This is a genomic window from Bacillus sp. FJAT-29790 (genome assembly GCF_019039215.1).
Classification (GTDB): domain Bacteria; phylum Bacillota; class Bacilli; order Bacillales; family Cytobacillaceae; genus Cytobacillus.
On the sequence record NZ_JAHNZZ010000001.1, the window covers coordinates 1028280 to 1049930 of the forward strand.

A 21651-nucleotide genomic window follows, 5' to 3' on the forward strand; every position below is an offset into this window, starting at 1 on the left:
TATTACCTCACAATTCTATAATTACTTGCAAAAATTATAAGACAATTGCCGAAAAATAATAATTAGATTATATATCAGTCTCATTATCGCTCCCATTAAATTTATCTAACATAGTGATTGTATCAACAAGGTGATTATTAAAGATTTGGCGGGCGACTTGAAGCAATTCGATGATCATCGGATCTCTTAGTGAATAGATGACGCGATTGCCATCCTTCGTTCCTGTTACGATGTTTTTCGCCCTTAATACGGTTAATTGCTGCGAGACAGCAGAGCCCTCACTTCCGACTAGCCCCTGAATTTCATTGACATTTTTATCACCTTCGGCTAATAGTTCCAGTATCCTGATTCTTAATGGGTGGGCAAGGGCTTTAAAGAAGTCAGCTTTAAATTGTTGTATTTCAGGGTTCATTTAATTTTACCTCTCTTTTAAAAAAACATTAATTATGATGTCGATAATACTTTTTCTTTTTCTTCGATGTGATCTAATGTACGCGATAGAGCTGCACATTCCTTAAATGCATAGTGTTTGCAACCAAGACATTTATCTTTATTTAAATAGTTAAGTGCATCAGTTATAGCCTCTCCCGTATGCTCAAAGAAATGTTCTTCCCCAATAACGTCATATAAACCTGTTTTTTTCAAAACCTCTCTTGGCTGTGTATTTATTCCAGATATAATAATGGTCCCTTGTTTTGAGAAATGCTCAACAATGCTAGAAAAAGACGATTCGCCAGTAGTATCCATAAAAGGAACTTTTCCCATTCTTAAAAGTAAAACTTTAGGATGATAATGGATCGTTTTCATAATTGACTGCGAAAACGACGCGGCAGCCCCGAAGAATAAGGGACCTTCCACATTATAAATGCTGATTTGCGGACAGTCGCGATTTTTTGTAACAATTTGTGTTTGAATTTTTTTATTCTTATGCTCCGGGTTAGGCAAAGCCTTTGCTGTTACCATACTATCACTCATCCGTTTTGTAAATAATAAGACAGCTAATAATAGGCCGATTTCAACCGCAATTGTTAGATTTACAAGGATTGTCAATAAAAACGTAACGATTAGAACAATGGAATCCCCTGTTTTTGTTTTTAACAAATGATAGAATACATGCCTTTCACTCATATTCCAAGCAACAACCATTAATATTGGTGCCATACTAGCTAATGGAATCATTGATGCGTAAGGAGCAAAGAGGAGCAGGACTAACAATACAACGATTCCATGAATAATTCCGGAAAAGGGCGATACTGCCCCGTTTTTAATATTCGTAGCTGTTCTTGCGATAGCCCCTGTTGCAGGGATTCCGCCGAATAATGGAGTGACAATATTGGCGATTCCTTGGCCAACAAGTTCCTTGTTGCTATTATGTTTACTATTCGTCATACCATCGGCAACGACAGCAGATAATAACGATTCGATGCTTCCAAGGACCGCAATCACGAAAGCTGGCCCAATTAATTGCTGAATTTTCCCGAAAGTGACCTCTGGAATTTTAAACTGAGGTAAAGTACTTGGGATATTTCCGAACGTCGTGCCAATTGTCGCGACTTCATTTGGATAGAAAAAGCTAGCTATTACAGTAGATACAAGTAAACCAACGAGAGGTCCGGGTATCTTCGGAAAAATCTTTGGTGTCAGAAGGATAATGGTCAGACATAATCCCGCTGTCAAAACACTATAAAAATTAATTGTATGAAAATGAATTGCGATTTCTTTCATGTTTTGAAGGAAATATTCATGTTTCTCAACATTTTTAAGACCTAAAAAATTGGCAATTTGTCCTGTAAAAATAATCATCGCAATCCCAGCTGTAAATCCAATTGTCACTGGTTTCGGAATAAATTTTATCAAAGACCCAAGGCGGAAAATTCCCATTAATAATAGGATCACACCCGCTAAAAAACCGGCGATTAAAAGGTTTTCATATCCATGGGTCATTACTATACCAAATAAAATCGGAATGAATGCACCTGTTGGGCCGCCAATTTGAAATTTCGAACCGCCAAACAACGATATTAAAATTCCCGCAATAATGGTCGTGTAAATTCCGTATTCTGGCTTAACGCCTGATGCAATGGCAAACGCCATCCCAAGTGGAATTGCTATGACACCAACGACTAGACCAGATAAAAGATCCTTTTGAAAGCTTTGGAACGAGTATCCTAAATATCTTCCACTAAAAAGCGATTTACAGCTCATGACCAACCCTTCTTCTTTTTAATATTCATATTTTACTATATCTGATTATTTGAATATACTATAATACAAATCTATATCGTTTTCAAACAAATGTCAAAAGAAAATTTTTGTGTGAAAACGATGGAGGAAAAAACTTTTTAATACGAGTAAAATGCATTGCGAATAGTCTAAAAGAAAAATAGAATAGAAAAGGAATACGACATAGAGAGAAGGATCACAATGTGGATTGCTGCTGCATTAGTCACAACACTCAGCTTTGGGACGAATAATGCGATTTTTAAATGGAGTACTGCAAAAGGGCTATCGAAGGTACATATTCAATTTTTCTTTTACTTAGTTGCGTTTTTATTAACATTTAGCTATGGAATTGCCAAAGGATTAGTTCAATTTAACATGCTGACGATTATTTTGGGATCGTTCATTGGGATATTAAATGCGAACGGGAATATTCAGATGTCGAAGGCTTTTGAAAAGGGACCTGCCAGTTTGACATCACCATTAATCGCGATAAATGCGATCTTTCCCATTCTAGGGGCGGGACTTATTTTTCATGAGCAAATTTCATCCATCCAGTGGACAGGCATTATTATTATGCTAGCGTCCGCGGTTTTAATTCAATATGGTCCAAATTCGAAGGGGAATATTCATTATTTACCATGGATATACCGGGTGCTGTTGGCCGTAATCTCGTTCGGCGGGCTCGGAGTATTAATGAAAACCTCCGCCCATTTGAATATTAATTCATTAAGTATTCTTATTTGTATGTATGGAGGTGGATCGCTTTATTTGGCTATTTGCAGCACTAAAATAAAGGAAAAGTGGCTCAAACAAGAGGTCAATATAGGAATGTTTACCGGCCTGATAAGCATCGTCGGCTACAGCAGTTATTTCTTTGCTTTAAATACCGGGATTGCCAGCATTGTTTTTCCTATTGTCAGCTTAAATTGTATAGTTGTAGTCCTTGTTGGCTATTGGCTATTTAAGGAAAGACTAAAATTCTATCAAGTAATTGGAGTCCTTACCGCGTTGGTCGGAGTAGTCTTTACAAAAATTTAATAGTTTAAAAAACAGCTTCATTGTGAGGCTGTTTTTGTTTGTAGCGTATTTATTTAATACAATGACACTAGAACTGCAACACTGTATAGACAGCTAGAGCTTACAATTAGAGTTGTAAATCTTGCGAATAGATGATTCAAATTGCAAATAGAATTTCGGATCTCACGAATAGACAGTCAAAATATGCAAATAAAGTTCCGAATCTCGCGAATAGACAGTCAAAATATGCAAATAAAGTTCCGAATCTTGCGAATAGATGATCAAAAATAGTAAAAATCTGATTAAAGCTGCAAAAAGACAGCCGTTCCCTTTGAATAAAGATTTAGAAACTTATATCGCGAGGCGAAAAATTCAAAAAAAGTGCCCTATTTGAAATTAACGGTTTTTATTTGAGGTATGTTTATTAAATTCAAAAATTATTAACTTTTTATTATTTCCTTGTCTAAAAAAGAAGGCAGAACAGCAACCAATCTAGAAATAGTAATAAAAATAGTAAGGAGTGATATTTTTGATTGTTAAGAAACGCGAAATGCCAGTAATAATTCAAATGCTTGAGGCCTTATTAAGGCGACTTCCAAAAAATCATCCTAAACGCGAGAAAATTATAGATGATTTAATGAAAAGGATGGCAGGATACAATGGTGAGAAAAGGCTGGATTATTATTTAAGTTTTCTAGATGAAAAGGAATTTAAGATTTTTCAAGATCTCCGTTTAGCTAGCGGGAAGTACTATTTCCAAATAGATACGATATTGATCACAACTAAATTTGCACTGATTCTAGAATGTAAAAATTGGGCAGGAACGATTTATTTCGACCAAACCTTCCATCAGGTGCTCCGTACAAACAATGAGAAAGAAGAAGGGTTCCAAGATCCACTTTCGCAAGCTGAGCACCAATGCCGGCAATTGAAAGGATGGTTGAATGCCCACGGTTTTCCCCCAGTCCCTATCGAATATGCAGTTGTAATCAGCCACTCTTCGACGATTATTAAAACCTCACCGGGCCAATCCCAAATATTTAATAAAGTCTGCCACGCCCACCGTCTGTTAAATAAAATCGATTCGTTAGAAAAATTTTATCAAGCTGATTACCTGAATGTAAAGGAGATCGGAAAAATTAGCCGTACTTTTTTAAAAAAGCATGTACCTCTCGAAATTAATATTCTCAAGAAATATGACATTGAACCTACAGAAATTCTCTCCGGTGTCCCATGTCCCAAATGTTCCGACCTTCCAATGATATACGAGTGGGGAAAATGGCATTGCTCCTCATGCAAAATATCTTCAGCTACTGCCCACATTCAGGCGGTTCATGATTACTTTCTCCTGATCAAGCCTAAAATAACAAACTCTGACTTTCGTTCATTTTTACAAATATCTTCCATTCACTCTGCAGCAAGACTTCTTTCTTCCATGAAGCTCCCATACACGGGTAATAAAAGATATAGGGTGTATGAGAAACCACAAGTATAGCAGGGAAAATACTCTATTTACTCTGTAATTGTGATCATTACAAATAGATGGTTGAAACTTGCTAATAGAAGTCTAAATTTCGCGAATAGAGGTCTAAAACTTGCAAATAGATGGCCGAACATTGCAAATTGGCGGGTAAAGCATAGCAAATAATGGTCAATATTCGAAAAAAAGGTGGATTGCAAGCCACCTTTTTAGATCACATATAAAAACACGCACAGGAAATGAGCCAAGCTCCCGAACATAATAAAGATATGGAAAATTTCGTGGAAACCAAGATGCTTAAATTCTAGAAATTTCGGTTTAATCGCGTAAATGACCCCGCCGATTGTGTAAAAGATACCGCCTAGCATTAAGAGAAACAGGCCTGTAGAGCTCAATGTGTCTGAGAGGGGTGAGAGTGCAAAGACGATGATCCAGCCCATCGCAATATAAAGGGCTGTGGAAAGCCAGCGTGGGCAGTTGAACCAGATCATTTTGAACAAAATGCCAGAAACTGCAACAACGGTAACAATAGCAAATAACATCCATCCCGTCGCCCCATTCAAGCTAATTAAACAGAAAGGTGTATAAGAGCCGGCAATTAGGACAAAAATCATCGAATGGTCAAGCCTTCTTAAAAAAGCGATGACCTGAGCCTTGGCAATAACCATATGGTATGTCGCGGAAGCAGAATAAAGTAGAATCATGCTGACTCCAAAGATAATGACAGCCGTGATAGCAAGTGCGGATGATGTGGTGATCGATGCCTTAATGACCATAGCAAGCAGTCCAACAAAGGACAGGATCGCTCCAGCCAGGTGGGTGAGGCCGTTAATCGGCTCGCGAATATAAGATGTCATAGGTAATCCCCCTAATATGATTATATGTAGTTACTATAACTACATATAATCATATACCTATTACGATAAGTAGTCAATGTTTACATAACATCATTTTTCAAGTAAAATTAAAGTAACTAATATGAAGTAAGAGGTTTCATAAATGGAAAATTTCAATCAAATTATCGAAAAGCTTGGCCTAGAAAGCCAAATTACATTAGAGGAGATCCCACAAATTGATTTGTATATGGATCAGGTTATTCAGTTGTTCGAAAATAAATTCAGTAGCTCTAGACGGAATGAAGACGAAAAAATCCTAACAAAGACGATGATAAATAATTACGCAAAAGGAAAGTTATTTATCCCTATTAAAAATAAAAAATATTCAAAAGAACATCTAATCTTAATCAGCTTAATTTATCAATTAAAAGGGGCGCTCTCTATTAGTGATATTAAGGAAACGCTATCAACAGTAAACGAAAAAATTACTGACGATGACTTTGAGCTAGAGCGTTTTTATAATAGTTTCCTTCATATTGCCAGTAAAAACGTTACAAGTTTTAAAGCGGATGTAGAATCAAAGGCGATAGCCGTGAAAAATGAAGTGGAAAAGCTTGAAGATTGGAATTCGAAGGATCTTGAAAACATTCTCATGATTTCTTCACTCGTAAACATGAGTAATTTTTATAAAAGAGCGGCGGAAAAACTTGTCGATGAGATCGTAAAAGAACAAAAAAATTAAGAAACGCCACAAAGGGCGTTTCTATTAATAGTAGCAAATTTTTTCGGGTTCTCGCTCTATTAAAAATTGATTTGCCAAGGTCAAATCTTGCCTGTCATAATTCCCGCAACAATCTCAAATGAGCGAAGGCGATCGTTATGATCGAAAATTTGTGCATTGACCATGATTTCATCTGCCTTTGTTTCATTTAAGAATGCTTGCAATTTTTCTTTGACGCGTTCTGGCCCGCCAATGATGGAGGAACCGAGCTGTTTGTGGAGAATCGCTTTTTCATAATCGCTCCAAAGTTCATCCATATTATCGACAGGCGGGTTAAGCTGACCAGGCGTGTTTCGAATCAGATTCAAGAACTGCTGCTGCATAGAGGTGGCAAGCCTTTTTGCTTTTTCATCACTGTCCGCTGCAATCACATTCGTACCAACCATTGCATATGGTTCATCAAGCACACTGGAAGGGCGAAAGCTTCGGCGATATAAGTCGAGTGCAGGTATTGTATTTTCAGGCGAAAAATGGCTCGCAAAGGCAAATGGAAGCCCGAGCTGACCCGCCAGTTGCGCACTGAAACCGCTTGAGCCGAGCAACCAGATCGGAATGTTTAAACCTTCACCCGGAACAGCCCGGACGTGCATTGGTTCTGTTGTTCTTGATGGATCGAAATAGGTACGCAATTCATCGAGTTGCTGGGGAAAATCATGCCCATCACTTCGCCGATCACGCCTTAATGCGCTTGCAGTAAGCTGATCCGTACCTGGAGCCCGTCCAAGCCCAAGGTCAATTCGACCAGGAAAAAGAGATTCAAGTGTGCCAAATTGCTCAGCAATTACAAGTGGTGCATGATTCGGGAGCATGATCCCGCCGGAACCAACTCGAATCGTCCTAGTCCCTGCAGCCACATGACCGATTACGACCGAAGTTGCTGAGCTGGCAATACCTTGCATATTATGATGCTCAGCAAGCCAGTAGCGATGATAACCCCAATTCTCGGTATGGCGAGCAAGATCTAACGTATTTTGCAGCGAATCAGCTGCAGTTCCGCCGACAACAATCGGGGATAGATCCAATACAGAAAAGCGAATATCGCTTAGCGATTTATGTAAAGCCTGATTAGGCATTGAAATCATCCTCTTTCTAAATCTTTTTTTTTGGCTCTTTGAATATGAAAACGGGCACGCATAGCTCTTATAAGTTCCCGAAAAATGGTCTTTTGACCGAAAACGGGCATAAATAGCCCTTATTAGTTCCCGAAAGATGGCTTTTTGACCGAAAACGGGCACAAATAGCTTTATAAGTTCCTGTAAAAAGGTTTTTTGACCGAAAACAGGCACGCATAGTTTTTTTGCATTCGCATGCTCTAAAGATGTTCGATTTTAGACTTTAAACTGAATAGGAAGTCAATAAAAAATAAAGGCTGGAAAACAGCAATTAATAAACACAAATTATAAAACTAGTGCAGATAGTTTACCCTATAGTATCAATAATGTATTGGCTGACATAATGAAACGACTTGATCAAAAATAAAGGCTGGCAAAAACCAAATGGGTTTTGCCAGCCTTTTATTGTTAAAAGTATACGATATAAATGATCAATGCCAAAAAGATTCGGTAAATGGCAAATGGGATGAGTTTTATTTTATTAATCAGTTTTAGAAAAAAGCGGATTGAAAGCAAGGCAAAAATAAATGCGCTAATAAAGCCGGCAATGAAAAATGGCAAGGCTTCTGGCGTGATGTATTGCCAGTTTTTCAATAATGATAGAAAGCTTGCACCCGCCATGATCGGAACGGCCATAATGAACGTGAAATCAGCTGCAGCACGGTGACTTAGTCCAAGCAAAACGCCTCCAGAGATAGTTGAGCCTGATCGTGAGAAGCCAGGCCATAGAGCAAAGCATTGCATAAGCCCAATCGAAAAGGCCTGTTTATATGTGATTTGATCAACTGTCTGGATTTTTGTGTTTTTTCCTCCAAATAGATCAGCAAGGATCATAAAAATAGCTCCGATCACTAATCCAATTAATACAGTTTGAGTTGAGAATAAATACTCATCAATATAATCATTAAATAGCACGCCAAGTACACCAGCTGGGACTAATCCAACAATCACATGTGTTAACTTTAATCGACTGCCATGGGAATCGGCAGACTTTTTTCGACCGCCCAGTCCTAACATTTCAATAAAGCGATCTTTAAAGATAAACACAGCAGCTAAAATCGACCCTAACTGAATCACGACTTTAAAAGTATTGGCTGTATACTTTGAAAATATCTCCTCTGAATGAAGCCACATATCATCTACAATAATCATATGACCTGTTGATGATACAGGGGCAAATTCCGTCAACCCCTCCACAATTCCTAAAATAATTGCTTTTACAATCGTTAATAAATCTAATTCCATTTGTTTATTTTCTCCTTTTAATACAAGTTTGATTGTGAAGTATAGTTCATCCGTAATTCAAAAAGCAGACAAATTTTTATCCTATCATTGACGCCAAAAAAATTAGTGATTGCTAGAGTTGGCTTTTGAAAAGATAAGTACTTCACACACATTGAGTATACTTGAAACGGTAAAAAAAGTGATAAGATTTCTAAAGTTTAAATGTAAAATTTACGAGAACTTAACAATCTCCCAGAACTAATTAATGAAAAAACACGAGTTCACAGACTCTTCACAATTCCGTGTCGTCTTGTGAGGTATATCACCCAAACGATGACCTTAAATGAAATATTATTAAATTAAGAAATAAAGCAAATAAAGAGGAGTGAAACAATATGGAAAGAAGATTCAAATATCTACTTACTTCTATGATTGGGTTAGGGTTAATGACAGCATGCAGTCAGCAAAGCTTAGAAACGGTTCAGAAACAAGAACCGCATGTACTGGCAGCGGAGACGAAAGCAGAGGATTCTAAGGAAGGGGAAATTATTCAGCCGCATCAAGGACTTAACCAGGCGCCTATTCCAGTTAAAATAGAAAGAATTGGTCCAAACGAAGTGAATGTTGAAATGACATCCCAGATTACAGATATTGAGATTGACAAAGGAAAAATTTATAAAGCATGGACATTTAATGGCGAAGTTCCAGGCCCATTAGTAGTTGTTAACGAAGGCGATACAATCAATTTCACGATGAAAAATCTTGATCCTGCGATCCCGCATAGTATGGACTTTCACGCAGTGCATTCAGCTCCATCGAAGGACTTTGCAAACGTAAATCCAGATGAATCAGGAACATTTAGCTATCCAGCAAATAAACCGGGCGTTTTCATGTATCATTGCGGAACAGCACCAGTTCTTTCCCATATTGCGAATGGGATGCACGGGACGATTATTGTTAAACCAAAAGATGGCTATCCGAATGATAAAGAAATCAATCGCGAATATGTAATGATTCAAAACGAATGGTATAAATATAATGATTTAAATGATTTTACAAACGGTGTACCAAGCCATGTAGTCTTTTCAACGAAGGCGTTGAAAGAAGGAGATCCAAATACAAATGGTGATACGTTCACACTGAAAGAAAAGCCTTTACTTGCTAAAGTAGGCGATAGAGTAAGGATTTATATCAATAATGTTGGACCGAATGAAGTTAGTTCATTCCATGTAGTCGGAACGATATTTGATGATGTTTATATGGACGGCAATCCATTTAACCACTTCAAAGGACTTCAAACGGTCATGCTGCCGGCAAGCGGCGGTGCAGTTGTTGAATTTACGGTTACACGAGTTGGAAGCTACCCAATCGTTACTCATCAATTCAACCATGCACAAAAAGGTGCTGTCGCCATCCTAAAAGTTACTGAAACAGGCGAAGACGACGATAAGGCTACTATGAGCCACTAGAAAAATCAACCAATTTAAATTATACACGATAAAAAGAGAAATGTGAACCCTTAACAGCTTCTTTCTCCTTTTTTAAGGGAGAAAGGAGCTGTTCGAATGATATGCGGTAATGGACGATCAAGGCAGGTGGATAGGATATGTATTATCGGAGTGGACTTTTCTTCCTATTTTTTTGGGTGTTACTAGCCGGGAAAGTGTATGCTGAAGAATTGACCGTATCTAATACTGAAGAATTATTTCAAGCACTGTCGTATGACAGGGAAATAACCGCCATTAAATTAAAACCAGGTGAATATGTTGGGAATTTCATCGTGAGTGAGCCTGTCCATATCTTTGGGGAAAAAGGTGCTAAGCTAATTGGTCCGAATAATGGTTACGTTCTGACGGTTGAATCAAGTGATGTAATTGTCGAAGGCCTCCAAGTCGAAGGCGGAGGCTCCCAAAATGCGGGTATTTATGTAAAAGGTGACCGTGCTTATATTCATCATAATGAAATCAAAAATGTTTTTCATGGAATTTATGCACGGGATAGTTATGGACATCGGTTTGAGAACAATGTCATCACAAGCTTTCCTGGAGATCGAAATTATAAAGGCTATGGAATTTATTTCGTTAGCGCCCCGAACAGCTTGGCGGTTGGCAACTATATTCATGATACGCAAGATGGCATATACGTTTCATTTTCGGACTTTTGTGAAGTGCGGGAAAATCAAATGATACGGGCACGCTATGGGGTCCATACGATGGATTCAAAAAATATTCTCATTTCACAAAACGAAGTAAGAGAGAGCATCAATGGACTAATGATTATGCAAAGTTACGAGGTATTTATCATTGAAAATTTCTTTTATCTAAACACCGCAAAAAATGGAACGGGGATGTTTATTTATGATACCTTTGATTCCAAAATTTCATCCAATATGATCAAAGGCAACTTTAAAGGCATTTTAATGGAAAATGCGCAAAGAAATCGACTGGAGTTTAATACGATCCTTGAGAACGATACAGGGTTGGAGTTAAGAAAAAAATCAAACGGAAATACAATCTCTTTCAACAATTTCCTCGAAAACACAAACCAAATCATTACAGATAAAGATAATGTCAATCAATTTAATAAAGATAATTTTGGCAACTTTTATAGTGATCATGGATCACTCAATTTAAATAATGATGATCTTGTGGATTTCGCCTATAAAAGCGGGAATATTTTTTATAACATCGCAAAACAGGAACCATTATTACAAGTTTTTCATCAAAGTCCGGCCGTCAATCTTTGGAATATGGTCGAACAATATACACCGATGCCATCAGACTCATTTATTGTCGATGAGTTTCCACTGGCCAAACCCGCTCCCGTAAACTGGAAATCGGTAAGTTCTAAAGGGGAAGTTGGCGAAGGTAGGGATTTTCAAGGATTACAAATCTTCATATTCATGTGTGTTCTTTTAGGAAGTACGCTCATTTTATTCACATTGAGGAGGGCAAGATATGAAGCTTAAATGGTTAGCTCTCATTGCTGCTGTTGTATTTTCATTAACAGGTTGTTCTGCTGCGGCATCGGGTCCTGTTGATATTCAAAAAAACCAAGAGAATTGTGATTCATGCAATATGGGAATTATGGATTTGGATTCTGCTGCCCAAATCGTTTTGAAGAACGGAAAGCCGCTGCTTTTTGATGATATCGGGTGCATGATTGAGTATCTCCAGGAAAACAATCCGCAATATGAAGGTGCCTTTGTCCATGATTTTGATACGAAAAAGTGGATTGATCTAGATTCAAGCGTATTTATTCAGGATCAAAAAATCGAAAGTCCAATGAGCTATGGCATCGCCGCTTTTTCAACAAGTGAAGGTGCAAAAGAGTTCCAAAATGAACATGGGGGACATTTGTATTCTAAAAAAGACATGCTTGAAGTCGATTTAAAGAATTTTAAACAATCGGGATCGGATCATTCTCATTAACTTTATTCAGCTGTAGTCTCCCGCTTCTATAAGTGGCAAGATGAATGCAAATAGGTATCCAATTCAGTGGGGGTTCAAACTCCGGCTGAATACAGTTAAGCCTCCGGCGGATGCCTCAGATTTTTTAAAGGAATTTATCGAGCAAGCTCGATAAATTCTGGGCGCAAATATGCCAAGGCGAATTTGATTTGAATGATCAAAGGCAATGAGGGATTCCCCTGAAAAGGAGGAAGTGCGATGAAGCTTAGATTAATATACGCCATGACTGTACATGAACTGCGTTTATTGCTGCGCAGCAAATGGTTATTAAATTTTATGATTCTGTTCATTTTTTTGTCGGCATTGTTATACATTTATGGCTTGCATTCTGTAGAGTCAGATCCTGTAAAAACGACTTATGGATTGGAATCGGTCAATACGAATATTGAAACAATGGGAGTCAACCCTGAGTGGTATGGACTAAAGGAAATAAAAACGAAAGACGACTCCCCCCAAGAAATTAAGCAATCCGCTTTTAACCGTTCGATTGCGATGTTAATTAATTTGTCCTTATGGCTTATCCCGATTATTTGTTTAATTCTAGGAGCTAATTCGATTATTGCCGATAAGGAGAGCGGAAGATTCTCTTTATATAAAACATATCAAACATCTAATTGGCATTATCTATGCAGTAAATTTTTCTCGTTGGTGTTTTCATTGTTTATTGTAATGGGCGTTTCCTACGGATTGTTTGGGTTTGTTTTTGCGATAATCGGGAGGTCCTTTCAGGCATCAGTCTATCAAGTATTCATGATTGTCAACTTACTATTAATTATTGTATTTTCAGCCGCTTCTATTTTGATAGGGGCGATTAGCAAAACAAGAATGCAAGGGCTGTCTTTCGCTCTGTTTTTCTGGAGTATCGTTGTTTTTGTGTATGAGTTCGTTCTTTTTTCAGTCATTGAATGGGTTCCATATTCGATGAAACTAGCTAGTTTATTCTTCTTTATCTTACTAAATCCCGTGGAATCCATTAGGGTATGGTCCATTTCGAAATTAAACGCTAATTATGTATTCGGCCCTGAATATTTAATGATTGATCGATGGGAAGCAAATGGGATGCTTACAACCTCTCTTTTGTTATCAATTACGCTTCTAATTTTCATCTCGATTGCTATTTCTACTCAATTATTAAAGAAAAGGGGAATGTAGCATGATGATCGAATTAAATAACCTCTCCAAAACATATAAAAATAAAACGGCTTTGGAACCAGTGGATATTACGATCCAAGCAGGAGAATGTGTGGTTCTATGTGGAGGAAACGGGGCCGGTAAAAGCACGTTAATAAAGATGTTGACCGGGATTGAAAAAGCATCCACTGGCAAATTAGTATTTCATTCAAAAAATAAAAAACCGTTTGCCTATATGCCTGATCAAATGAATTTCCCTCCGGAACTAACACCATTCGAGATCCTACGATATTATGGAAATTTTTTGAATGTCGGAACAGAGGAATTACGTGATGCATTAAAAGAGGTTGGGCTATGGGAACAGCGGAATCAGAGAGTTGGTGGGTTTTCAAAGGGAATGTCACAGCGGTTGAATCTTGCTCAATGCTTACTAATAGATACGGATATTTATATATTCGATGAACCAACAAACGGCCTTGACCCTTATTGGGTCATCAAATTCAAACAAATTATTCAGCAATTAAGGCATCGTAAAAAAACAATTATCGTCAGCAGTCATATTATGAGAGACGCGATCGAAATTGCCGATAAAGTCCTTATTTTATTTAACGGAAAACTAAAATCATTTGATACATTAAACAATATTTATAAAGAACATCATTGCCGCACCCTTGAGGATGTTTTTTTAGCCATTCATATGAATGAACAAATGGGGGCTGATACTTCACAAGCGATTTAGGTGAGGGGATCACTTTGAGAAGCCGGGCCATTTTTCATCATAAATCAAATAACCTTCGGACATTCGCCTATCATCTGGGAGATAAAGTATTTTATTTTTTGGAAAGATGTTGATTTTATTGCAATATTGCTAATTACTGTATTGACATTTTGACAATGGTGCCCTATATTGAATTTAGTTGAATATTACTTTAAGTATTCTGTTAGGTGAGGCTCCTGTATAGAGAAACGCTGCTGCCCAAAAATGTCGAGAGACGCCAATGGGTCAACAGGAAAGATCGGGATAAGGTCTTTTTTAATGTAGCTGGTAATAAGTACCTATGCTTTACAGTGCTAAAACTCAACGAGGGAAACTGGTAGACACGATATTAAGCTGTGTTTGTTTTTTGTATTGAACAGCTAATACGGTTTTTTTGATGCGCAAATCAAGCCTTTATTTCCTCTTGTAGGGAAATAAAGGCTTTTTCTTTGTTATAACAATCATTTGCGCAACCATTTAATTTCCTGGAGGTGATGAAGTGGATGAAGAACCGAGTTGTTGAAATATTATCAATATCTTCGATTGAGACATGCAATATTTGTCAATTTGATCAATACAATGTAAAAAAATATAAGGAGTGTTTTACATTGACTTGGCTAATCATTTTGGCTTTTGCCGTTTCAGCAAGTATAGATAATTTAGGCGTAGGTATTTCTTACGGGATTCGAAAGATACAAATTGGGTTAGGGTCCAATTTTTTAATTGCGATCATTTGCTTTCTTATGAGTATGGCGGGAATTACATTTGGACTTTGGCTTTCTAGCATACTTCCTGGTATGCTTCCTATGATTATCGGAGCGTTCTTACTTTTTGTTATCGGTATTCGAATTATCTTATTGGCGACCCCTCGTAAAACAGGGAATCCAGCAAAGATGAATGAGAAGGAAAAGCAAACTAAAAGTATTAAAGGTATTCTGAGAAATCCGGAGATAGCCGATGTCGATAAGTCTGGAGAAATTGGTTGGGGAGAAGCAGTTATTCTCGGCGTTGCCTTATCAGCAAATGCTCTTACGAATGGGCTAGGTGCAGGTTTACTCGGTCTTTCTCCTCTAGCTATTTCTTTAACAGCTGCAATAGGCAGTTTCATCAGTGTTTGGGCAGGTGTAAAGTTAGGTTCGAAATTAGCAGATGTAAGAATTGGTTCATTTACATTGGGTCAATTTGGAACAGTTTTGAGTGGAGTGATCATATTAGTAATTGCTTTTACAGCATTCTTCTAGAGTAGGAGATTTGTCAAAAAGGATGTAAAAAGTGGGCTGTGATGTTTAGGGAACCAAATGTTTTTAATGCATATTCATATTAAGATAACTTTAATATAATATTGTAAGAATAATAACATATTGACAACGCTTATGCTTATTGTTGACAAAATATCAATGCAGATATATATTAATACCATCTAATTTCTATTTACAAATTCAATTTTTGATTATCGAAGGGAATTGTGTTCATTTCTAGCCTGACAACTATTACAACCTGAATAATTTAGAAAGGAAAATAGAATATGTCTAAAGGAAAAGAAATTAGTAATCTAGGTTCGATGTTAAAAGAATTAATGAATAATCGAGCATTGTCAATGCGGAAACTTAGTGAGCTTACTGAAATTGATACAGCTACGATCTCACGGATTGTTAACGGGAAACGAAAAGCAAATCTCCATCACTTACAAAAGTTCTCAGACAGTCTTGGCGTTCCCATCGCGGATTTATTTGTCGCCGCTGGTTATCCGGTAGAGCAGAAACAGGAAAAGCTGCAATCAGATATTCATACATCTGTGGAAAGTATACAGAATTTCCTCGAATCCTCTAATTTATATGATAAAAAATTCACGCTAGAAAATGTTGAACAGCAATTAGCTAATTATGAACAATTTACGCAAACAGAAGAGGGGAAAGAAACTATTCTTAAGGGCTTTGATGAAAAGCTTCGGAAGGTAGGAAGCGTTGGTCCATTCATTAGTCATTTGAAGGATATGTTTGAGAAATTTCGCCTAAATACGGGTACTTCAGTCGAACTCGCGATTATCGGAAGTGCGCTGCTCTATTTCATTTTACCAGTAGATGTGATTCCTGATTATCTATTTCCGATTGGCTATTTAGACGATGCGGTTGCTGTACAACTTGCAAAAAATTTACTAACGAATCAAAAGATGGACCTAACATAAAGAATATTTAAATATATCAAAATAACAATTAGTTTAATTATGAATTCGACCATATAAATTGGTTTATTTTCGGTCTGACTTTTATTTTAAGTTTATAGGTGATGTTATTACATGAAAAAAAGAAAGAAAAATAATAAATTGACAAGAAATCTTATCTTAATCATTACACTATTATTATTCATATTAATAGTGGCCATTTATTGTATTTATCAATATAATAAAGGACTTACTATGGCGAGCGATGGGATGTATAAGGATGACGGTACAACCTTTGATCCGTTTGAAGGTTCTGAGCCGGAATTTGGAGAAATTAATATTCTCCTAATCGGAAGTGATACTAGAGGTGATGAGCGTGGACAATCTGATACTCTAATGATTGCTCATTATAATCAAAAATCTCAACGTTTGAAAATTGCATCCATTATGAGAGATACGTATGTTGATATCCCGGAATATGGAAAACACAAAGTAAATGCTGCTTTTGCAATAGGTGGGCCAGAACTGGTCAGGAAAACGATAAAGCAAAATTTTGATGTTGACATAAATTACTATGCAGTTGTTGATTTTGATGGATTTTCAAAAATTGTTGATATTATTGCCCCAAACGGGATCGAGGTTGAGATTCCATATGAAATGTCACATGGAATTGGAATGACATTACATCCAGGGAATCAAGTTTTGCATGGGGATCAATTACTTGGATATGTTCGGTTTCGCCACGACCGTCTAAGTGACTTTGGACGGGTTGAACGACAACAAGAAGTAATAACAAAGATTAAGGAACAAGGTGTCAATATTCAAAATTTAGTTAACCTTCCTAAATTACTTGGAGTTGCCGATCCATACATTGATTCAAATTTGGATACTCGAACCATTCTTACAATCGGAAAAGGTTTAATTGCTGGAAAATCCAAACAAATGGACACATTAAGAATACCTATTAAAGATTCTTATGTTGACGAACGGGTTAACGTGGGGGCAGTCCTAAATATAGATTTCGAGAAAAACAAACAAGCTTTAAATGAGTTCTTGTCACTGGACGATGAAAGAATTGTGGCCCAAGAATAATAGGAACGAAATGCATTGATGGTAAAAATAGTTTAATTTGAATTTCTTCGGCTTTCCTTCATTTAGTGTTCGTTAATGGTCACAATGCGATGCAGAATAAAATAGCAGAAATCAAAGGAAATGCCCTCGCCCATGCAAAGGACATAGCATGTAAGTTTTAAGTTCTAAAAAAAAGAATATCGCTTTTTCTATAAAACGCCTAGGATACCAATCTAGGCGTTTTTATTTCAGAAAGAGCATGTCAATATGGTTTTTTTGCGCAAAATTAGCGCCTTCTTTTTGTCATATGATACCATATGTGTGACTGAAAAAATGATCGCAATCAATAAGCCTTATCTAGGGGAATTAAGGTGGAGAAGAATTGGTCAATGGATCTTGAACATAACGACTATGAGAATAATGTTGAGCTTATCATTGAAGACGGGGTTAAAGCAGTCGAAGAAACCGCAGCGGGCTATTATGTGAATTTAGTGACTTCCGGGCGTTTTGGCGATCCGAATGAATATCTTGTTCCATTATTAAATGAAATGTTTCGTGACACGATCAAAACAAAATTAATTGATCAATGCGGATGTGGGGGTTATGTTTTACGCGTATGGAAACAAAGTTAGAAAACATCCAACTTTTGCTTCATTTTAAAAATCAGCAAGTCATTCTAAAATTCTATGAAAATGACGAACTAATTCAAAGAGAGGGCATTGAATTTGAATCGGTTTCTATTATCGGCAGCCAATCGCAATTCAAAAAGGGGGATAAAATCCAATATTCCCTCCAGCTAAATAACTATTTTTCATTAGAAAATAGTGTATTGAAAGTGGATTTATATTTCCCATAATGGGCTGAATATTTTATTCAGCCCATTTATTTACTGTTTGAAAAAGTTTTCTGTATAATAAGGCTGTGACGTTGTGTTAAACGCTACACCAACCCCCAAAAACTGATACTCAGAACGAAGGATGTTCTCTCTGTGTCCAAGAGAGTTCATAAGCCCTTCGTGGGCAAAAATACTGCTGAATTGACCAGTTGCAAGATTTTCTCCGGCAGCAGTGAAAGAAATATGATCGTCACCCATGCGGTCGAAAGGGGACTGTCCTACGAGATTTGTATGGGAAAAGTAATTGTGTTCAGCCATATCGTCACTATGTTTTCGGGCCGTCTCTTTTACTTGATCATTCCATTTTAATATTGGCAGATGATGATTGACACGATCTGCATTCGTCAGGTCGAATAACTGGTACTCAAAGCCTTCTTTCAATTGATCACTCGCCTGTGTATAAAAATCTTTCTTGTTTTGTTCAAGCTGTTTATTAATTATTTGAATCGCAGTAACGGTATTATTCTCGTGTTTATCGTAAAAAATCGTCACGTAGCTATCATCGAGCAAAAATACATCATAATCCCGATTTTCTTGGAATTGAAAAAAGGTCATTCCCTTAAGAATCCGAGTTAATGGCTTTCCTAAATTCTGGAGTACTGCATCCTTAGGGCTGCCGCGCTTTAAGCCGTTTACGGATGCGATTAAATCTTGGTTTGTGTACAGTCCAGCTACATGATTCTTTTCATCGTAAGCGACCATTAGAAAGTTTTGATAGTTTTCATGATACGTTTGCCATTCGGTACCGTATTCATTATAGGAGGAGCGCTTAGCGGAACCAACTTGGCTTTCTACTTCTTCTTTCTTATCCCCTATTTCAATATTATGGATGGAAAAAACTTGATCAGCAGGGGTGGCTAAATTTGGTTTCTTTACTTGTTTTTTCTCTAGTTGATCTTGATTTTGCTGAAGTAATTCACCAGCACTATCCAGCTTTCCCGCAAACTCAAAAATATTTTGGTAAATCGTATCGATTGCTGCTAACACATGGGGATTTTCTTTCATCGCATTGATTTTTGATTTTGTATTTTCAAGCACAGGGTAAAAATCTGTCTTCTCTAATTGTTTCTCGATAAAAGGCCATGAGATAAATAAAATAAAGATTAATAGTAAAGTCCGAAAAAACTTTCTCAGATAGCTCACCGTCCTTTCTGGAAGGGAATAGCTGATGGCCACGAATGCTCCATTCATTCATTTGAATCTATATCCAATTATTATATGTTTTATTAATCATTTATTAAAATCATAAGCACTTTCCTATTTTTGGTGGATTTGAATTTTAGAAAGATTCCCATCTACAATGAGGGCGCGTTTTTTCGTGAGACAAAAATTTACATAATTAAGGATAGAAAAATATTAAAAATAGCACCTACAGATGGGTAAGTGCTGTTTTAAAATGCTTTATTTTTTCTAATTTATAAAAGATTTGATAGATTCATTTTTAAATTCATCCAGTACTCAATCAAGCCCTGAATTGCTTGTTTTTTTCGTAATTGAAACGTAAGAGCTATTTCCAGAATTTCCACCAAGGCCTGCTAATTTCTTCGCTTGCTGCAGCATTTCGAAAGCTTATTATTAGGTCTTGAAATGTTGCTTCTCTCTGATTCACCTCTTGCCAATACTGTTCTCGTTCCCTGTTTATCGTTTCGATATAGATTTCTCGGTCCGTATTTAATGTTTCGATCAGGGCGCTAATTTCGGAGTGTGTAACTTCGGCAGAGCTGGAAATATAATGAATCATTGTTTTAAATTCCTCAGCTGCAGCTTCTGAAGAGTCTGCAATACGATGGGTTAAGGTCCGGATTTGTTCGGAAGTTCCTTTCGAAGCTTTCGCAATCCTCCGAGAAAGGGTTCCGAAAGACTCGGAAGTATGTTCCGAAGCTTTATGTATATGGCTTGAAAGCTCTTCAATATCTGCTTTCGTTTTTTCGTTTGATTTATAAATCGAATCGGACAGACTTTTGACAGTGTGCACCGATCCTTTTGAGATTTCTTTTTTCACTTCATCTAACACCTCTTTTCGAATGCTCGTACGAATTTCTGCTTTTACATGATCGATTAATTGCTCCTTTAACGTTTCCATAGCAGATAAAAATTGTTCCATTTCTTGCATGTTTCTATCAGTTTGAAGGCTCTTATTACTCGGAACGGGTAATAAAGGAGTTTCGAATGGTTCGGAGTCATCTTCTGATTGTATATCAAGATGCTTCTGCAATAATCCACGAATTATTTCTTTGCTTAAATTTTTATCTCTCATCTGTTTGATCGTTTCTAGAAGGCTTATTTCATCGTCAGTATAGTACCGTGCTCCATTTTTTGAACGAGGAATGACAAGCAGCCCGTCTAAATCCTTTTCCCATTGTCTAATCGTTCCACTTGGGACATTGATTTTTTTTGATACTTCATTAATTGTGTATGCCTCCATTAATTGACTTTTCATATTTACTTCATCCTTTCTGGTACAAGATGTTTCGAACGATTCGGAAATAGGTTCCAAAGAAAATTGATTAAGTGAAATATTCCGCACAGACTCCCTCTTATTCCTGCCACTTGACAAAAGCTATCAAAAGAAGACGGATTTCAGCAGAAATAGGCAAGTTTGCAATTTTTCGACAGCGATGGGAAGGAATTTTGAAAAAACTTAGTAGGCGTAATGGGTGATGTAGTTTCGTTGATGTAACTTAAGCGAAGAATATTGGTCATATCATAAGGCTGTTTTCGCATATATTGTTGTTTTAGCCTATAAAGTTTGCCCGTTGATTTCCACTGTGGGCACTTGCTTTCCGCGGGGAGGGACGGGAGCCTCCTCGGCGTTACCCCCTGCGGGGTCTCCCGCTTCCCTCTATTCCCGCAGGATACTGAATTTACATCCTTGAATCTGCCCACGCACGAAGGAAAAGCGATAGCATTTTCGAGGAGTCAAGTGCCCTCCGCTCCAATCAACTCAGATTATTAAATAAAAATCACATCTTAAAAGCAACAAACTTTACGAAACAGCCTATCATAATGACATAAAAACAAAAAATCTGCCATTAAGGCAGAGACACAGATCTATTCTTTCCAATACCCTTTTTGTTTTTTGAGATCAGAATCTCAAGGATTCCATTTTCAAACAGGGCTTTGACTTCTTTCTGGATGATAAGGAAGGGAAAATCGACTTTTCTTATTTTAAAAGGGCTTTCATCAGTTAAGTGTACTTTTTTTAAGGCTTTTATGATTAATTGGTCTTCTTTCAAGTATATGGTTATATCTGCAGGGTAAAAGTCGGTAAGCAGCGCCTCTACGATAATTTCGTTTTCAGTCTCATAAAGGTCGATCCGAAACATCATTTGGTCCAGGTATGAAGTCAAAGGATCAAGGAAAAAGCTTTCCATCCATTTCTCCATATCAGTCAAATGATCGTTATTTGCATCTTCATTTTTACTCATCAGAACCCCCCCTTGCTTTATTATATTATTCAAACAATAACATTAGGTGAAAAATGGTATAATAT

Annotated in this window: 21 protein-coding genes and 1 riboswitch; of the genes, 13 read left to right on the forward strand and 8 right to left on the reverse strand. The window is 37.1% G+C overall.

The window, feature by feature from the left end:
• Positions 1-67 precede the first annotated feature (67 nt).
• A complete protein-coding gene (locus tag BGM26_RS04800; protein ID WP_217038577.1) occupies positions 68-412 on the reverse strand; it encodes an ArsR/SmtB family transcription factor in 345 nt (114 codons plus the stop codon).
• Between the two features lie 32 nt (positions 413-444).
• Positions 445-2205 (reverse strand): SulP family inorganic anion transporter, encoded by a 1761-nt coding sequence (locus tag BGM26_RS04805; protein ID WP_217038578.1) that lies wholly within the window; start codon positions 2203-2205, stop codon positions 445-447.
• 219 nt (positions 2206-2424) lie between these two features.
• On the opposite strand from BGM26_RS04805, the gene BGM26_RS04810 reads away from it, so the two are divergent.
• Both BGM26_RS04810 and BGM26_RS04815 read left to right on the forward strand, forming a co-directional pair.
• A complete protein-coding gene (locus BGM26_RS04810; RefSeq protein ID WP_217038579.1) occupies positions 2425-3261 on the forward strand; it encodes a DMT family transporter in 837 nt (278 codons plus the stop codon).
• 508 nt (positions 3262-3769) lie between these two features.
• Complete coding sequence (locus BGM26_RS04815) at positions 3770-4735, forward strand: nuclease-related domain-containing protein (protein WP_217038580.1); 966 nt, start codon at positions 3770-3772, stop codon at positions 4733-4735.
• Positions 4736-4929: 194 nt separating this feature from the next.
• Here the strand turns inward: BGM26_RS04815 and trhA are convergent, their stop codons facing one another.
• Positions 4930-5577: a PAQR family membrane homeostasis protein TrhA gene (gene trhA, locus BGM26_RS04820; protein WP_217038581.1), complete on the reverse strand. Its 648-nt coding sequence runs from the start codon at positions 5575-5577 to the stop codon at positions 4930-4932.
• A 142-nt stretch (positions 5578-5719) separates the two neighbouring features.
• Here trhA and BGM26_RS04825 point away from each other — a divergent pair, with 142 nt between their 5' ends.
• Entirely contained in the window at positions 5720-6298 is a 579-nt protein-coding gene (locus BGM26_RS04825; protein WP_217038582.1) for a DUF1836 domain-containing protein, read from the forward strand.
• A gap of 80 nt (positions 6299-6378) precedes the next feature.
• Here BGM26_RS04825 and BGM26_RS04830 read toward each other — a convergent pair whose 3' ends face one another.
• Both BGM26_RS04830 and BGM26_RS04835 read right to left on the reverse strand, forming a co-directional pair.
• Positions 6379-7410 (reverse strand): LLM class flavin-dependent oxidoreductase, encoded by a 1032-nt coding sequence (locus tag BGM26_RS04830; protein WP_254119022.1) that lies wholly within the window; start codon positions 7408-7410, stop codon positions 6379-6381.
• Between the two features lie 447 nt (positions 7411-7857).
• Positions 7858-8694, reverse strand: a complete 837-nt coding sequence (locus tag BGM26_RS04835) for an undecaprenyl-diphosphate phosphatase (RefSeq protein ID WP_217038584.1) — start codon at positions 8692-8694, stop codon at positions 7858-7860.
• Between the two features lie 374 nt (positions 8695-9068).
• Here BGM26_RS04835 and BGM26_RS04840 point away from each other — a divergent pair, with 374 nt between their 5' ends.
• The 10 genes from BGM26_RS04840 (at position 9069) to BGM26_RS04885 (ending at position 18119) form a co-directional block, all read left to right on the forward strand.
• The gene (locus tag BGM26_RS04840; RefSeq protein WP_217038585.1) at positions 9069-10142 is read left to right on the forward strand and encodes a multicopper oxidase domain-containing protein; all 1074 of its coding nucleotides are present in this window, start codon (positions 9069-9071) and stop codon (positions 10140-10142) included.
• A gap of 137 nt (positions 10143-10279) precedes the next feature.
• Entirely contained in the window at positions 10280-11641 is a 1362-nt protein-coding gene (locus BGM26_RS04845) for a right-handed parallel beta-helix repeat-containing protein (protein ID WP_217038586.1), read from the forward strand.
• Positions 11631-12104, forward strand: coding sequence for a nitrous oxide reductase accessory protein NosL (locus tag BGM26_RS04850; RefSeq protein WP_217038587.1), 474 nt, complete (start codon positions 11631-11633; stop codon positions 12102-12104). Before BGM26_RS04845 ends, BGM26_RS04850 begins: the two co-directional genes overlap by 11 nt.
• A 237-nt stretch (positions 12105-12341) precedes the next feature.
• A complete protein-coding gene (locus BGM26_RS04855) occupies positions 12342-13295 on the forward strand; it encodes an ABC transporter permease (RefSeq protein WP_217038588.1) in 954 nt (317 codons plus the stop codon).
• Between the two features lies 1 nt (position 13296).
• A complete protein-coding gene (locus BGM26_RS04860) occupies positions 13297-14013 on the forward strand; it encodes an ABC transporter ATP-binding protein (RefSeq protein ID WP_217038589.1) in 717 nt (238 codons plus the stop codon).
• A gap of 191 nt (positions 14014-14204) precedes the next feature.
• A riboswitch (M-box (ykoK) riboswitch) is annotated at positions 14205-14370 on the forward strand.
• Between the two features lie 269 nt (positions 14371-14639).
• Positions 14640-15272, forward strand: a complete 633-nt coding sequence (gene ytaF, locus BGM26_RS04865) for a sporulation membrane protein YtaF (protein ID WP_254119401.1) — start codon at positions 14640-14642, stop codon at positions 15270-15272.
• A gap of 284 nt (positions 15273-15556) precedes the next feature.
• Positions 15557-16216, forward strand: a complete 660-nt coding sequence (locus BGM26_RS04870; RefSeq protein ID WP_217038591.1) for a DUF1232 domain-containing protein — start codon at positions 15557-15559, stop codon at positions 16214-16216.
• Positions 16217-16327: 111 nt separating this feature from the next.
• Positions 16328-17284: an LCP family protein gene (locus BGM26_RS04875; RefSeq protein ID WP_217038592.1), complete on the forward strand. Its 957-nt coding sequence runs from the start codon at positions 16328-16330 to the stop codon at positions 17282-17284.
• 350 nt (positions 17285-17634) lie between these two features.
• Positions 17635-17895, forward strand: a complete 261-nt coding sequence (locus BGM26_RS04880; RefSeq protein WP_217038593.1) for a CGCGG family putative rSAM-modified RiPP protein — start codon at positions 17635-17637, stop codon at positions 17893-17895.
• Positions 17880-18119 (forward strand): hypothetical protein, encoded by a 240-nt coding sequence (locus tag BGM26_RS04885; RefSeq protein ID WP_217038594.1) that lies wholly within the window; start codon positions 17880-17882, stop codon positions 18117-18119. Before BGM26_RS04880 ends, BGM26_RS04885 begins: the two co-directional genes overlap by 16 nt.
• 30 nt (positions 18120-18149) lie before the next feature.
• Here BGM26_RS04885 and BGM26_RS04890 read toward each other — a convergent pair whose 3' ends face one another.
• The 3 genes from BGM26_RS04890 to BGM26_RS04900 form a co-directional block, all read right to left on the reverse strand.
• Complete coding sequence (locus tag BGM26_RS04890) at positions 18150-19349, reverse strand: CAP domain-containing protein (RefSeq protein WP_217038595.1); 1200 nt, start codon at positions 19347-19349, stop codon at positions 18150-18152.
• A gap of 316 nt (positions 19350-19665) precedes the next feature.
• Positions 19666-20598 carry a MerR family transcriptional regulator gene (locus BGM26_RS04895; RefSeq protein ID WP_217038596.1) on the reverse strand — a complete coding sequence of 311 codons (933 nt, stop codon included), beginning with the start codon at positions 20596-20598 and terminating at the stop codon, positions 19666-19668.
• Between the two features lie 592 nt (positions 20599-21190).
• Complete coding sequence (locus BGM26_RS04900; protein ID WP_217038597.1) at positions 21191-21586, reverse strand: Hsp20/alpha crystallin family protein; 396 nt, start codon at positions 21584-21586, stop codon at positions 21191-21193.
• Positions 21587-21651: the final 65 nt, after the last annotated feature.